At 54.6% G+C, this 14,601-nt stretch carries 13 protein-coding genes; 4 read left to right on the top strand and 9 right to left on the bottom strand.

Features of this window, described 5'->3' with window-relative positions; all coding sequences use genetic code 11:
• Window positions 1–53: 53 nt before the first annotated feature.
• The 3 genes from nadR to serB form a co-directional block, all read right to left on the bottom strand.
• Window positions 54–1,283 carry a multifunctional transcriptional regulator/nicotinamide-nucleotide adenylyltransferase/ribosylnicotinamide kinase NadR gene (gene nadR, locus OGV71_RS10965; protein ID WP_003019021.1) on the bottom strand — a complete coding sequence of 410 codons (1,230 nt, stop codon included), beginning with the start codon at window positions 1,281–1,283 and terminating at the stop codon, window positions 54–56.
• An 88-nt stretch (window positions 1,284–1,371) separates the two neighbouring features.
• Window positions 1,372–2,754, bottom strand: a complete 1,383-nt coding sequence (radA, locus tag OGV71_RS10960) for a DNA repair protein RadA (protein ID WP_001728171.1) — start codon at window positions 2,752–2,754, stop codon at window positions 1,372–1,374.
• An 11-nt stretch (window positions 2,755–2,765) separates the two neighbouring features.
• Window positions 2,766–3,734, bottom strand: coding sequence for a phosphoserine phosphatase (gene serB / locus OGV71_RS10955; RefSeq protein WP_003019027.1), 969 nt, complete (start codon window positions 3,732–3,734; stop codon window positions 2,766–2,768).
• 115 nt (window positions 3,735–3,849) lie between these two features.
• On the opposite strand from serB, the gene OGV71_RS10950 reads away from it, so the two are divergent.
• Window positions 3,850–4,491: a YtjB family periplasmic protein gene (locus OGV71_RS10950; RefSeq protein ID WP_003019032.1), complete on the top strand. Its 642-nt coding sequence runs from the start codon at window positions 3,850–3,852 to the stop codon at window positions 4,489–4,491.
• A gap of 37 nt (window positions 4,492–4,528) precedes the next feature.
• Complete coding sequence (gene lplA, locus OGV71_RS10945) at window positions 4,529–5,545, top strand: lipoate--protein ligase (protein WP_257651257.1); 1,017 nt, start codon at window positions 4,529–4,531, stop codon at window positions 5,543–5,545.
• Between the two features lie 100 nt (window positions 5,546–5,645).
• Here lplA and deoD read toward each other — a convergent pair whose 3' ends face one another.
• The 4 genes from deoD to deoC form a co-directional block, all read right to left on the bottom strand.
• Window positions 5,646–6,365, bottom strand: a complete 720-nt coding sequence (gene deoD / locus OGV71_RS10940) for a purine-nucleoside phosphorylase (RefSeq protein WP_000224864.1) — start codon at window positions 6,363–6,365, stop codon at window positions 5,646–5,648.
• 103 nt (window positions 6,366–6,468) lie between these two features.
• A complete protein-coding gene (gene deoB, locus OGV71_RS10935) occupies window positions 6,469–7,692 on the bottom strand; it encodes a phosphopentomutase (protein ID WP_003019037.1) in 1,224 nt (407 codons plus the stop codon).
• Window positions 7,693–7,743: 51 nt separating this feature from the next.
• A complete protein-coding gene (deoA, locus tag OGV71_RS10930; protein ID WP_003845626.1) occupies window positions 7,744–9,066 on the bottom strand; it encodes a thymidine phosphorylase in 1,323 nt (440 codons plus the stop codon).
• 112 nt (window positions 9,067–9,178) lie between these two features.
• Window positions 9,179–9,958 carry a deoxyribose-phosphate aldolase gene (gene deoC, locus OGV71_RS10925; protein ID WP_003019042.1) on the bottom strand — a complete coding sequence of 260 codons (780 nt, stop codon included), beginning with the start codon at window positions 9,956–9,958 and terminating at the stop codon, window positions 9,179–9,181.
• Window positions 9,959–10,219: 261 nt separating this feature from the next.
• Here deoC and OGV71_RS10920 point away from each other — a divergent pair, with 261 nt between their 5' ends.
• Window positions 10,220–11,770 carry a YjjI family glycine radical enzyme gene (locus OGV71_RS10920; RefSeq protein ID WP_204584153.1) on the top strand — a complete coding sequence of 517 codons (1,551 nt, stop codon included), beginning with the start codon at window positions 10,220–10,222 and terminating at the stop codon, window positions 11,768–11,770.
• A complete protein-coding gene (locus tag OGV71_RS10915; RefSeq protein ID WP_204584155.1) occupies window positions 11,742–12,605 on the top strand; it encodes a YjjW family glycine radical enzyme activase in 864 nt (287 codons plus the stop codon). Before OGV71_RS10920 ends, OGV71_RS10915 begins: the two co-directional genes overlap by 29 nt.
• Before the next feature lie 36 nt (window positions 12,606–12,641).
• Here the strand turns inward: OGV71_RS10915 and OGV71_RS10910 are convergent, their stop codons facing one another.
• Both OGV71_RS10910 and OGV71_RS10905 read right to left on the bottom strand, forming a co-directional pair.
• Window positions 12,642–13,418 carry a metal-dependent hydrolase gene (locus OGV71_RS10910; protein WP_204584157.1) on the bottom strand — a complete coding sequence of 259 codons (777 nt, stop codon included), beginning with the start codon at window positions 13,416–13,418 and terminating at the stop codon, window positions 12,642–12,644.
• Window positions 13,415–14,488, bottom strand: coding sequence for a patatin-like phospholipase family protein (locus OGV71_RS10905; protein ID WP_003837277.1), 1,074 nt, complete (start codon window positions 14,486–14,488; stop codon window positions 13,415–13,417). Before OGV71_RS10905 ends, OGV71_RS10910 begins: the two co-directional genes overlap by 4 nt.
• Window positions 14,489–14,601: the final 113 nt, after the last annotated feature.

Genomic DNA, 14,601 nt, shown 5'->3' with positions numbered 1-14,601 from the left:
GAGGTTAGTGCGACTTGTAGGCCGGATAAGCGCAGCGCATCCGGCATTAAAACCTACCTCTGCTCGCCCATCAACTCTTTCACCAACTCCACGCAGCGCAGGAAGCGACCATCGTAGTCCGGCTCCTGAACGTGCACAAAATTGATATTGTTCTCCTGCAGCATCTCGACCAACAGCGTCTGAAACGCTTTTCTGTCAACCGAACTTCCAAGGCTGCGCAAGCCATCCGCTACCCACGGGGTGTTGTTTTCCAGCAGGATAACCAGGTCGAAGCGATACTCGTCAATCAGCGCTTGCACAAACGGGTGTTCACGCCCTTCATACTTTTTGCAGAAAGCCTGAGTGGTCACAAAATCGGTGTCGATGAACGCCACTTTATTGGCGTACTTAACAGCAAAATCAATGTATTGTGCTTGTCCCAGGGCGATTTTATCGTAGTCAGAATACTGTAATGCCATCTCGTCGCCGCCCAAATGGGAGAAGACGTAATCACGCCCATATTCCCACGCACTGGTGGTGTTAAAGATGTTGGCGAGCTTGTTCACCAGCGTCGATTTACCGCTCGACTCCCCGCCGAGGATCGCCACGGTGCGCACGAAAAACGGCTTCACTTCGGTCGGAATATACTCCCAGTAGCGAAACGGGTTTTCACGGATTTGCCCGCCGCTGATGCTCATAAACGTCCGTTTGGGATCCACCAGCACGGTTTCGATCCCCAGATGTTCGAGATACTGCGGGGCATCTGATTCTTCAGAGGTGTAGATCCAGTTTGGCTGGATCCCTTTCTCCTGCATAAACGTTTTGATCCCGTTGCTCCACACGTCCCAACCGTGTGGATACGGCTCCATGCCCTCTTCGTTGAAGGCATGAATACGGATATTTTTCTGATACTTAAAGGTTTGCAGCAGCCAGCGTAGACGATCGGGCACCGTAGGCTGTTGCGACATGGCACTGTCTTCAAACAGGCTGCGATCGCGCGTGTCGTCATAGCCCATGATGATATGCAGTTCATCAACCTGACTACAGGCGCGCTGGATAAGATAGATATGGCCGGTATGCAGCGGATAAAACTTACCAAATACCACACCGATATTTTTCTGCTGGCGCGGAAACTCCAGTCCGAGAAAACGGTGCAACGCCTCCAGCTTTTGCGCGCTGGGGCTTTTAATTTTGGCATTCAGAAGCTGGCTTAGATATCCCTTGGTCATGCCACTGGCATCTGCCACCTGTTGCAGGGTACAACCCTTTTTCTTAATGGCGGTTTTCAGATAATCAAATGACACAAGAGCCTCCTGCTGGAAAAATCGCGTAACACTGCCTGATGACGCATCGCTTATCAGGCCTACAAATTCAGTACGTACGGGTATTTGATTATAGGTCGTCAAACACGCTTAACGCATCCGCAAGCTTCTTAACGCCAAAGACCTGCATCCCTTCCGGTACTTTTTTCGGTACGTTAGCGGCAGGAACAATCGCCCGGCGAAAACCGTGTTTCGCCGCCTCCGAAATACGCTCCTGCCCGCTGGGTACCGGACGGATTTCTCCCGCCAACCCCACTTCGCCAAAGACCACTAAATCCTGTGGCAGCGGCCTGTCGCGCAGGCTGGAGACCATTGCCAGCAGCAACGCCAGGTCGGCGCTGGTTTCGGTGACTTTTACGCCGCCAACTACGTTAACGAACACGTCCTGATCCGCCATCTGCAAGCCGCCATGACGATGTAACACTGCCAGCAGAATCGCCAGACGGTTCTGTTCCAGGCCGACCGCCACACGACGCGGGTTCGCCATCATTGAGTGATCGACCAACGCCTGAATCTCGACCAGCAACGGGCGCGTGCCTTCCCAGACTACCATCACCGAACTACCGGAAGTGACTTCATCGCCACGGCTTAAGAAAATTGCAGAAGGGTTGCTGACTTCACGCAGCCCCTGTTCCGTCATGGCAAAGACGCCCAGCTCATTCACCGCGCCAAAGCGGTTTTTATGGCTACGCAGTGTACGGAAGCGGGAATCGGCGTCGCCGTCGAGCAACACCGAGCAGTCAATACAGTGCTCCAGTACCTTCGGCCCGGCCAGCGAGCCATCTTTGGTGACGTGGCCGACCATCACAATCGCCACGCCGCGCGTTTTAGCAAAGCGCGTCAGGTAAGCCGCGGTTTCACGCACCTGCGCCACGCTGCCCGGCGAAGACTGAATATCCGCCATGTGCATCACCTGAATGGAGTCGATCACCATCAGCTTCGGCTGTTCTTCTTCAGCAATCAGGCAAATTTGTTCGATACTGGTTTCCGACAGCATGTTCAGGTTCGCCGTCGGCAGGCCAAGCCGATGCGCGCGCATCGCCACCTGTTGCAGCGACTCTTCGCCGGTGACGTACAGGGTTTTCATCTGCTCGGCGAGCCTGCACAGCGTTTGCAACAGCAGCGTTGATTTGCCCGCGCCAGGGTTACCGCCAATCAGTATGGCGCTGCCGGGCACCACACCACCGCCGAGCACGCGATCAAACTCTTTAAATCCGGTAGAAAAACGCGGCAGTTCCTCAAGGCTGATGTCAGAGAGCTTCTGCACTTTTGCAACGCCCGCATTTCCGGCGTAGCCGCTGAGTCGCTCGTTGCGCGCCACCGTTGGCGATGCGGCAAGGCGCACCTCGGTAATGGTATTCCAGGCCTGACAGGCGCTGCATTGCCCCTGCCAGCGCGGGTAATCGGCCCCGCATTCATTACAAACAAAGGCGCGTTTAGGAGCTTTTGCCACGTTTTACCTCATTATTTCTGATTCATACTGCCAGAGAGAATGCAGAACACGCCCATCAGGTCAGCGTGACGGATAGTAATCTCCGTCTTTTCATTCACTTTGGGTTTCGCATGATACGCAATCCCCAGCCCGGCCGTTTTGATCATCGGCAGATCGTTGGCACCGTCGCCGATCGCCACCGTCTGCGCCATCGGGATCTCATATTCTTGCGCCAGGCGGGTCAGAGTACTGGCTTTGTACTGAGCATCGACGATATCGCCGATCACGTTGCCAGTAAATTTACCGTCCATGATCTCCAGCTCATTCGCCACAGCTGCCGTCAGGCGCAGCTTGTTACGCAGATAATCGGCAAAGAAAGTAAACCCGCCGGAAGCGATAGCCACTTTCCAGCCAAGCGTTTCCAGTTTTAACACCAACTGAGTCAGGCCTGGCATTAGCGGCAATGTTTCGCGCACCTGGTGCAGAATATTGGCATCAGCGCCCTTCAGCGTCGCCACGCGGCTGCGCAGGCTGGCGGTAAAGTCCAGCTCGCCGCGCATTGCGCGTTCGGTGACTTCGGCAACCATCTCGCCGGTTCCGGCCAGTTTAGCAATTTCATCAATGCATTCGATCTGGATAGCCGTTGAATCCATGTCCATCACCAGCAAACCCGGCGTGCGCAGATGCGGAATTTTACCCAGCGGCGCAACATCCAGTTTGGCGTCATGCGCCAGTTTTGCCGCACGCGGCGTTAACGAGCCCGCCAGACGAATTACCTGATAATCCTCAACGCACCACGCCGCCACGATCACCATCGCCGCGCCCAGTTTACTCTGGTATTGCGTTAACCGTTGTTTATCCAGCCCACGACCGTACAGCAGCCAGCCACTGCGGCCCGCGTGGTAATCTAGCGGCATCACTTCATCACCGCTTAAAGAGAGGGGCAGACCTGGCCACAGAGAGACATCTTCAGGTAGATCGCACCAGGTAATGTTAGGCATTAAAGCTCCTGTAAAATCGTTCGGGTCGGAATCATCAGGGGAAAATAACGCATGAGGCTACCCTGTAACCAGCGCTTCTGGCAACATTAAGTCTCAAATTTTCAGCAGGTGGAATATGGCTCGCACAAAACTGAAATTCCGACTTCATCGTGCAGTGATTGTATTGTCCTGCCTTGCGCTGCTCGTCGCGCTGATGCAGGGGGCTTCCTGGTTTAGTCAAAGCCACCAGCAGCAGCGTAATCCGCAGCTCGAAGAGCTGGCCCGCACGCTGGCCCGTCAGGTCGCGCTGAACGTCGCCCCGCTGATGCGTACCGAAACGCCGGATGAAAAGCGTATTAAGGCGGTGCTCACACAGTTGACGGAGAGTAGCCGTATTCTGGACGCAGGCGTGTACGACGAACAGGGAGACCTGATTACGCGCACCGGTGAGAGCGTCAATGTTCGTGATCGTCTGGCGCTCGACGGCAAAAAAGCCGGAGGCTATTTTAACCAGCAGATCGTCGAACCCATTCAGGGAAAAAATGGTCCGCTGGGCTATCTGCGCCTGACGCTGGATACCCACACTCTTGCCACTGAAGCCAAGCAGGTGGATAACACCACCAACATCTTACGCCTGATGCTGCTACTGTCACTGGCAATCGGTGTAGTGCTGACCCGTACCTTATTGCAAGGTAAGCGTACCCGCTGGCAGCAATCTCCTTTCCTTCTCACTGCCAACAAACCGGTGCAGGAAGAAGACAACGAGAAGATAGAGTAAAAGCTGTAAAAACTGTAAAACAGAAGGGAAATCAACCATGACAACACTACGCCTGCTTATCTCAGACTCTTACGATCCGTGGTTTAACCTCGCGGTCGAAGAGTGCATTTTTCGCCAGATGCCCGCCACGCAGCGCGTTCTGTTCTTGTGGCGTAACGCCGATACGGTGGTAATTGGCCGGGCGCAAAACCCGTGGAAAGAGTGTAATACACGCCGCATGGAAGAAGACAACGTGCGGCTCGCCAGGCGCAGCAGCGGTGGCGGCGCGGTGTTCCATGACTTAGGCAATACCTGCTTTACCTTTATGGCTGGTAAACCGGAATACGACAAAACCATCTCCACCGCGATCGTCCTCAATGCGCTGAATTCGCTGGGCGTAGAAGCTGATGCCTCCGGGCGTAACGATCTGGTGGTGAAAACGCCGGACGGCGATCGCAAAGTTTCCGGCTCTGCTTATCGGGAAACGAAAGATCGCGGATTCCACCACGGCACGCTGCTGTTGAATGCCGATCTCAGCCGCCTGGCAAACTATCTCAATCCCGATAAAAAGAAACTTGCCGCCAAAGGCATCACTTCGGTTCGCTCGCGCGTAGCGAATTTGACCGAGCTGTTACCGGGCATCACTCATCAACAGGTCTGTCAGGCCATCACGGAAGCCTTTTTTGCCCACTACGGCGAACGCGTAGAAGCCGAGATCATCTCCCCAGACAAAGCGCCGGATCTGCCGAACTTCGCCGAAACCTTTGCCCGCCAGAGCAGTTGGGAGTGGAATTTTGGGCAGGCGCCTGCCTTCTCGCACCTGCTGGACGAACGTTTCACCTGGGGTGGCGTTGAGCTGCATTTTGACGTCGAAAAAGGGCATATTACGCGTACGCAGGTGTTTACCGATAGCCTCAATCCCGCGCCATTAGAAGCGCTGGCGGGTCGTCTGCAAGGATGCTTGTACCGTGCGGATATGCTGCAACAGGAGTGCGAGGCTCTGCTGGTTGATTTCCCACAGCAGGAGAAAGAGTTACGCGAGCTGTCGGCATGGATTGCCAGAGCGGTGCGTTAAGCACTGGCCTGAAAAATGCCGGATGGCGGCTACGCCTTATCCGGCCTGCGAGAAGAATGGTAAGCCCGGCCAGCGCAGCGCCTCCGGGCCACAACAAAACTTACTCTTTATCGCCCAGCAGAACGGATTCCAGCGCGATTTTGATCATGTCGTTGAAAGTCGTCTGACGTTCTGCGGCAGTGGTCTGCTCGTGGGTACGGATATGGTCGGATACGGTGCAGATGGTCAGCGCTTTCGCACCGAATTCCGCCGCCACGCCGTAGATACCCGCCGCTTCCATTTCCACGCCCAGCACGCCGTATTTTTCCATCACGTCGAACATTTCACCGTCCGGAGAGTAGAACAGGTCAGCGGAGAACAGGTTGCCCACACGAGCGTCTACACCCAGCGCTTTTGCCGCATCAACTGCGTTACGCACCATGTCGAAGTCAGCGATAGCTGCAAAGTCATGATCTTTAAAACGGATACGGTTAACTTTGGAGTCGGTGCAAGCGCCCATACCGATAACCACGTCACGCAGTTTAACGTCCATACGCACAGCGCCGCAGGAGCCTACGCGAATGATTTTCTTCACGCCGAAGTCGGTGATCAGCTCTTTGGTGTAGATGGAGCAGGACGGGATACCCATACCGTGGCCCATTACGGAAATCTTACGGCCTTTGTAAGTACCGGTGAAGCCTAACATGCCGCGAACATTGTTCACTTCACGAACATCTTCGAGGAAAGTTTCAGCAATATGCTTTGCACGCAGCGGGTCGCCCGGCATCAATACGACGTCAGCGAAATCACCCATTTCTGCATTAATATGTGGAGTTGCCATCTTCAGTTCCTTTTATATTGTTGTTTTTGCCGGGTGGCGGCTGCACCTTACCCGGCCTACAAAACCGTAGGCCCGGTAAGCGAAGCGCCACCGGGCAATTGCATCAGAGCATATTTTTACCGTAGTCCATCGGCGACGTACCAAAGTAGCTCGCCAGCGTCTGACCGATATCCGCGAAGGTTTCACGGTGACCTAAAGAACCTGGTTTCACTTTCGGGCCGTAAACCAGTACCGGAATGTGCTCACGGGTGTGGTCAGTGCCGGTCCAGCTTGGGTCGCAGCCGTGGTCAGCGGTCAGGATCAGAATATCATCTTCACCCACCAGCTCCATCAGCTCAGGCAGACGGCGGTCGAACAGTTCCAGGCCCGCAGCATAACCGGCGATATCGCGACGATGTCCCCAGGAAGAGTCGAAATCAACGAAGTTGGTGAAGACGATGGTCTTATCACCGGCTTCTTTCATCTCTTTGATGGTGGCGTCGAATAGCGCGTCCAGACCGGTGGCTTTCACTTTTTTGGTGATGCCGCAGTTAGCGTAGATATCCGCGATTTTACCGACGGAAACCACGTGACCGTCTTTCTCGTCGACCAGTTTCTGCAACACGGTCGGTGCTGGCGGCTCAACGGCCAGGTCGTGACGGTTACCGGTACGCTGGAAGTTACCGGCTTTATCGCCGATAAACGGACGGGCGATAACACGACCGATGTTGTAACCACCTTCGGTCAGCTCTTCACGGGCGATTTCGCACAGCTCATAGAGCTTATCCAGGCCAAAAGTCTCTTCGTGGCAGGCAATCTGGAACACGGAGTCAGCGGAGGTATAGAAAATCGGCTTGCCGGTTTTCATATGCTCTTCACCCAGTTGATCCAGGATCACGGTACCGGAAGAGTGGCAGTTGCCGAGGTAGCCCGGCAGGTTGGCACGTTTTACCAGTTTATCCAGCAGTTCTTGCGGGAAGCTGTTTTCATGATCGGAGAAGTAACCCCAGTCAAACAGAACCGGAACACCCGCGATTTCCCAGTGGCCAGACGGCGTGTCTTTCCCGGAAGAAAGTTCATGCGCCCATGCGTAGGCACCAATCACTTCCGCGTTGCCGTCCATGCCAGCAGCAATTTTACCAGTAGAACCTTCGTGAGCTTTCACCAGGCCCAGACGGGTCAGGTTAGGCAGATTCAGTGGACCTTTGCGACCATTGTCAGCTTCACCTTTCGCACAGGCTTCTGCAATGTGTCCCATAGTGTCTGAACCTACGTCGCCAAAGCGATCCGCATCTTCAGTCGCACCAATACCAAAGGAGTCCAGCACCATAATAAATGCACGTTTCATCTTGTTCTCCATACATCTGCGCCGCAAAAAAGCGATCAGATCAGTATACAGTTATTCGGTAATACGACGATAGACTGTCGGTGTAATTTCTGGCGCTTTATCGTCAAGGCTAATTGCCGCTTTGACCGCTTTCGCCGCTTCCTGCCAGCTGGCTTCGTCTTTGGCGTGGATCACCGCCAGTGGGCGCTGTCCGTCTACGCTGTCGCCCAGACGCGCCATATCGCTAAAGCCAACGCTGTAATCAATGGTGTCCGATGCCTGACGACGACCGCCACCCATGGAAACAACCGCCATTCCCAGCGCACGGGTATCCATCGCGCTGACAAAGCCTTCGGTATCAGCATATACCGCTTTGCTGAGCATTGCCGTCGGCAGGTACTTCGCATAATTTTCGACGAAATCGGTCGGGCCTTTTTGCGCCGCCACCATGCGACCAAAAATCTCTGCTGCTTTGCCGTTATCCAGCACCGTCTGCAATTTCGCACGGGCTTCGGCGTCATCTTTCGCCAGGTTGCCGGAGATCAGCATTTCCACGCACAGCGCCATGGTGACGTCTAACAGACGTGGATTGCGGTATTCACCGGTCAGGAACTGCACCGCTTCGCGGACTTCTACCGCGTTACCTGCGCTGGAGGCCAACACCTGGTTCATATCAGTTAACAGCGCGGTGGTACGTACACCCGCACCGTTTGCCACGCCGACAATCGCTTCAGCAAGGGCTTCAGAAAGCTCGTAGGTCGGCATAAAAGCACCGCTGCCCACTTTCACATCCATCACCAGCGCATCCAGCCCTTCCGCCAGTTTTTTCGCCAGAATGGAACCGGTAATCAGCGGGATGGAATCCACCGTCGCGGTAATATCGCGGGTGGCATAAAAACGTTTATCCGCCGGTGCGAGCGAGCTGGTTTGCCCAATAATCGCCACACCCACGTCTTTAATAATTTCACGGAAACGCGCGTCGTCCGGGAAGATGTCAAATCCAGGAATCGCTTCCAGTTTATCGAGCGTACCGCCGGTATGCCCCAGGCCACGCCCGGAGATCATCGGAATATAGCCGCCGCACGCAGCAACCATCGGGCCTAACATCAGTGACGTTACGTCACCTACGCCGCCGGTAGAGTGTTTATCCACAATCGGGCCGTTCAGCTGCAGGCTTTTCCAGTCCAGCACGGTTCCTGAATCACGCATTGCCATGGTCAGCGAAACACGCTCAGGCATTGTCATATCGTGGAAAAAAATGGTCATCGCCAGGGCGGCGATTTGCCCTTCAGAGATGGTATTGTCGCGAATGCCATTGATAAAGAAACGAATTTCTTCATCGCTCAGCGCATGACCATCACGTTTTTTACGAATAATTTCTTGTGCGAGAAACACGGTAACCCCCGGGGAAAAAGAGTAGAAGGCCGTTGTAAGCCGGGTAAGCAACGCGCCACCCGGCTGTCGTCTTAATGCCGGATGGCGGCTGCGCCTTATCCGGCCTACGGGCTTAGTAGCTGCTTGCGCTCTTGCCGTCGCCGTGACCCAGCGCTTTCAGCAAGCTAGCCAGCAGGCTGGATGCGCCAAAACGGTAGTGACGAGAATCAGCCCAGTCAGCGCCAAACAGTTCATCGGCAATCGCCAGGAACTGCTGTGCATCTTCTGCAGTACGCACGCCGCCAGCCGGTTTGAAACCTACAGTTTTAGAAACACCCATGTCGCGGATCACTTCCATCATGATGCGTGCGCTTTCCGGCGTCGCATTGACCGGCACTTTACCGGTAGACGTTTTGATGAAATCAGCACCGGCTTTGATGGAGATTTCAGATGCTTTGCGAATCAGTGCTTCTTCTTTCAGCTCACCGGTTTCGATGATCACTTTCAGCAGCACGTTTGCCGCCGCACACGCGTCTTTGCAAGCTTTAACCAGATCAAAACCAATCTGCTCGTTACCGGCGATCAGCGCACGGTACGGGAACACCACGTCAACTTCATCGGCACCGTAGGCGATCGCCGCGCGAGTTTCCGCCAGCGCAATCTCGATGTCGTCGTTGCCGTGCGGGAAGTTGGTGACGGTTGCAATGCGGATGTCCGGCGTACCCTGCTCTTTCAGAGTCTTACGCGCAATAGGGATGAAACGCGGATAGATACAGATTGCGGCAGTGTTGCCAACTGGGGTCTTCGCCTGATGACACAGCGCGATCACTTTTTCATTGGTGTCGTCGTCATTCAGAGTGGTCAGGTCCATCAGTTTCAGTGCACGCAGGCTGCTTGCTGTTAAATCGGTCATAACATTCTCCAACGGCATCGCCGTATAAAATTTCACCTTGCGAGTTTGTTAGTATTCTAACATCCGCTCGCTATTACACTTCGATATACATCACAGTTAATGAAAACCACATACAGATTTGCATTACTCTAATGAGATCTACTTCAAATAAATTACCTTTTCTAAAGGGATGCGGTGGCATCAGGCGCATCCGGATCAAAGGTTGTGGCGGCGTTGCTTTCTACAATGGCGTTACACCTTCGGGACAAAAAGGAATCAACGATGCCCACTTCAAGCGAACTCGCGCTGCAACAGCGTTGCCAACAAATCGTGACCAGCCCGGTGCTCAGCCCTGAGCAGAAACGCCACTTTCTGGCGCTGGAAGCTGAAAACGCGCTGCCTTATCCGCAACTACCTGCACAGGCACGTCAGGCGCTGGATGATGGGGTAATCTGCGATATGTACGAAGGTCATGCCCCGTTCAAACCGCGCTACGTTTTACCCGATTACGCGCGTTTTCTGGCCAATGGTTCATCGTGGCTAGAGCTGGAAGGGGCAAAGGATCTTGATGACGCGTTATCCTTACTCACCATCCTGTACCACCACGTTCCGTCAGTGACGTCGATGCCGGTTTATCTCGGCCAGCTCGATGCTCTGCTGCAACCGTATGTTAGAATTCTAACACAAGAAGAGATCGATATTCGAATAAAACGTTTCTGGCGTTATCTCGACAGAACCCTGCCAGACGCGTTTATGCATGCCAACATCGGCCCCACCGATACTCCAGTTACCCGTGCAATTTTACGCGCAGATGCAGAGTTAAAGCAGGTTTCGCCTAATCTGACATTCATTTATGACCCGCAAATCACACCTGACGATCTGCTGCTCAGCGTGGCGAAAAATATCTGCGAGTGCAGTAAGCCGCATATTTCCAATGGCCCTGAAAATGATAAAATTTTCACAAAAAGTCAGTATGGCGTCGTCAGCTGTTACAACTCTTTGCCGCTCGCCGGGGGTGGTAGCACGCTGGTCAGGCTTAATCTGAAAGCCATCGCAGAGCGCAGCGCCTCTGTCGATGACTTCTTTACGCGCACCCTACCGCACTATTGCCAACAGCAAATCGTCATCATTGATTCACGATGTGAATTCCTCTATGAAAAATCACATTTCTTTGAGAATAGCTTCCTCGTGCAGGAAGGGTTGATTGATCCCGAACGTTTTGTGCCTATGTTCGGCATGTATGGTCTGGCGGAGGCGGTGAATCTACTGTGCGATAAGGCGGGACAAAATGCGCGCTACGGAAAAGATGAGTTCGCCAATCAGCTTGGCTATCGCATCAGCGCCCAACTGGCGGAGTTTGTCGAAAGCACCCCAGTGAAATATGGCTGGAAGCAGCGCGCGATGCTGCATGCACAGTCGGGGATCAGTTCTGACATCGGCACCACGCCGGGTGCACGCCTGCCTTACGGCGATGAACCAGACCCGATTACTCATCTGCAAACCGTCGCGCCACATCACGCGTTTTATCACGCGGGGATCAGCGACATTCTCACGCTGGATGAAACCATCAAGCGCAATCCTCAGGCGCTGGTGCAGCTGTGCCTCGGCGCATTTAAAGCCGGGATGCGTGAGTTTACCGCCAACGTGAGCGGCAACGATCTGGTTCGCGTTACCGGCTATATGGTGCGTCTGTCGGATCTGGAAAAATATCGCGCCGAAGGTTCTCGCACCAACACCACCTGGCTTGGCGAAGAAGCCGCGCGTAATACGCGCATTCTGGAACGACAACCTCGCGTGATTAGCCATGAACAGCAGATGCGCTTCGGTAAGTAAGATTATCCCTTTCTCCTGCGTCGACGGGCCGGGCAGTCGCCTGGCTCTGTTTCTGCAGGGATGTAATCTGCGCTGTAAAAACTGCCACAATCCGTGGACGATGGGACGCTGCAACGACTGCGGGGAGTGTGTGCTGCATTGCCCGCATGAGGCGCTGAGCCTGAGCGCGGGGAAAGTGTGGTGGCAGTCTGATTTATGTCAGCAGTGTGACACCTGCCTTCATATGTGCCCCCAGCAGGCCACGCCGATGGCGCAGACCATGAGCGTTGATGAGGTGCTGCAGCATATTCGCAAGGCAGCACTGTTTATTGAGGGAATTACGGTCAGCGGCGGCGAAGCGACAACCCAGCTACCGTTTATTGTGGCGCTGTTTCGTGCGATCAAAACCGATCCGCAACTGCAACACCTGACCTGTATGGTCGACAGCAATGGCATGCTGAACGAAACCGGCTGGCAGAAGCTGCTGCCGGTGTGCGACGGCGTAATGCTGGATTTAAAAGCCTGGGACAGCACGTGTCATCGTCAGTTGACCGGTCGCGATAACACGCTGATTAAACAAAGCATTACCTTTCTATCCGGGCAAGAGATACTTGCGGAACTGCGCCTGCTGGTTATCCCTGGTCAGGTGGATTATCTACAGCATATTGATGCGCTGGCGGCGTTTATCAGAGGTTCAGGTGACGTGCCGGTACGGCTGAATGCCTTTCATGCGCACGGGGTGTATGGCGAAGCGAAGGACTGGCCGAGCGCCACGCCGGAGGATGTGGAACACCTGGCGCAAAGATTGCGCGAACGTGGGGTGGATAATTTGATTTTTCCGGCGCTGTACCTGTGATAGCCGGATGCGATGCAATAGCGCCGCATCCGGAATTCAAAAATCAAACAACGCCGTGGTATTACGATACAGCGCGTCAGCGATCACGTCCGCAGGTTCCGGGCGCAGTTCGCATAAGACGTCAAAGACTCTGACTACCTGCTCCGGGCGATTAGGCTGCCCCTGAAAGCCGTTGAGCGGCATATCCGGCGCGTCTGTTTCCAGCAACAGCGACTCCAGCGGCAGCTGCGCCATTACTTCGCGGGTTTTACTGGCGCGCGGATAGGTAATGGTGCCGCCCACGCCAATTTTGTATCCCAGTTGCACAAAGCGTTCGGCCTGCTGCACGCTCCCGGAAAACCCATGCACCACGCCTGTTCGTGGCAAAGCATGGCGTTTAAGGTACATCGCCAGCTTGTCATGCGTGCGTCGCGAATGCAGGATCACCGGCAGTTCGTACCGCTTCGCCAGCTTAAGTTGCGCTTCCAGCACCCGCTCTTGCTTGTCGAATTGCGGATCGTCGCGATACAGATCCAATCCAATCTCACCTACCGCCACCAGCTTTTGTGGGCGCTTATCCAGCACCTGTTGCAACTGGTCCAGGCAGTCATCACTATGTTTTTCAATAAAAATGGGATGTAGACCAAGCGCGGCAAATAACGGAGGATAATTTTCCGCTAACGCCAGTACACGGGAAAAATTCGCCGCCTGGGTGGCCGGAACGATAATGCTCTGTACACCAACCTCCGCCGCGCGCTGAATGCTGGCAGGTTCATCGCCGGTAAACGGCGGGAAATCAAAGTGACAGTGCGTATCGATAAAACGATAACTCACGCCAAATCCTCATTATTAAACGTTGTATCGTTGGCCTGAGGCGCATTGGCCACCACCGGCGCGTGGGCATCGTTGGCCACCGGCGCGGGAGGAACCACCACCGGTCCCGGCACCACAATCTTCGGCGTCTGACGAGGCAGCGGCACGTTTTTCCCCAGCAGTTTGCCGACGGTAGCGAGGAAGTAACGACCGCACAGACGTCCGGTTTTGTAGTCTTCCCGCAAGGCCGGAATACGGCTTCCCAACGCCATGCTGTGGAGCGGTTTGGGAGGGTAGATCTCAAAGATACGCAGCTTGCCCGGCGGTTTCTCAATAAAGCTCTGAATCGCGCGATAGGTGGCCTCATGGTGCTGCACCAGATTCAACAGTGGTTGCAGGCTGCTTTCGCCCAGCCAGCGTTCCATACGCTTGAACCACTGCGGGGTGTAATACATTTGCGAAGGCACAGTGCGGATAACCACCAGCGTTTTCGCCCCCTGCTTCGCCGCTTCCTGCACAGGAATGGCGTCGCTGACGCCCCCATCCAGGTAATTCACGCCGTCCAGCACAACCCCTGTGCGGTAGAACCCGGGAATCGCGCTGGAGGCACGGATAAGATCGAGCCAGTTTTGCCGGTTCGGCGAAAAATAGCCCGGCGTGTAGTCATCACCCCGACAGGCGCACATATAAAACGCTTTCCCCGCGGCAAACAAGCGCTCAGCGTTGTCCATCGCCAGCGGCATTTGGGACGAGGTCGAATCCACCAGCCAGTCGAGATCGATTAAGTTTCCCCCGCGCACAAAGCGCACCGGGTCAAAAAACTCACGTCGGGTAGTGTAACGCATGATGACTTTACGACCGTAACCGGGCTGGTTACAGAGATAAGCTGAAAGGTTTTGCGCACCAGCGGACGTCCCGTAGAAGAGATCAAAGGGATTGAACTGCGCGCGCATGAATTCATCCAGTACGCCTGCGGTGAAGATGCCTCTTTGTCCCCCGCCCTCGCACACCAGCGCCATACTGCCTGGTTGAAACGGACGTAACGATAACGGCGCGATATTACCGAGCGTGACGGGTATTCTCTGCCCCACCTCTGCCTTCCTGTTGTTTTTGTAATAGGACAACAAAGTAACGCAAATTGCCTGCAGCTAAAACCGTAAAAGCCAGTCCGCTGGACTGGCTCAGTAGCAAGTTATCTTTACGG

The organism is Citrobacter sp. Cf088 (assembly GCF_030334295.1).
Taxonomy (GTDB): Bacteria; Pseudomonadota; Gammaproteobacteria; order Enterobacterales; family Enterobacteriaceae; genus Citrobacter; species Citrobacter freundii.
Note: the sequence above shows the minus strand (reverse complement) of the source record. Positions and strands in the feature narration are given on the sequence as shown.

Excerpts from the sequence above, each read along its gene's own strand:
- deoC (WP_003019042.1), bottom strand. The coding sequence starts at position 9,958 with ATGACCGATTTAACAGCAAGCAGCCTGCGTGCACTGAAACTGATGGAC.
- deoD (WP_000224864.1), bottom strand. The coding sequence starts at position 6,365 with ATGGCAACTCCACATATTAATGCAGAAATGGGTGATTTCGCTGACGTC.
- OGV71_RS10950 (WP_003019032.1), top strand. The coding sequence starts at position 3,850 with ATGGCTCGCACAAAACTGAAATTCCGACTTCATCGTGCAGTGATTGTA.
- OGV71_RS10920 (WP_204584153.1), top strand. The coding sequence starts at position 10,220 with ATGCCCACTTCAAGCGAACTCGCGCTGCAACAGCGTTGCCAACAAATC.
- OGV71_RS10915 (WP_204584155.1), top strand. The coding sequence starts at position 11,742 with ATGAACAGCAGATGCGCTTCGGTAAGTAAGATTATCCCTTTCTCCTGC.
- serB (WP_003019027.1), bottom strand. The coding sequence starts at position 3,734 with ATGCCTAACATTACCTGGTGCGATCTACCTGAAGATGTCTCTCTGTGG.
- deoB (WP_003019037.1), bottom strand. The coding sequence starts at position 7,692 with ATGAAACGTGCATTTATTATGGTGCTGGACTCCTTTGGTATTGGTGCG.
- lplA (WP_257651257.1), top strand. The coding sequence starts at position 4,529 with ATGACAACACTACGCCTGCTTATCTCAGACTCTTACGATCCGTGGTTT.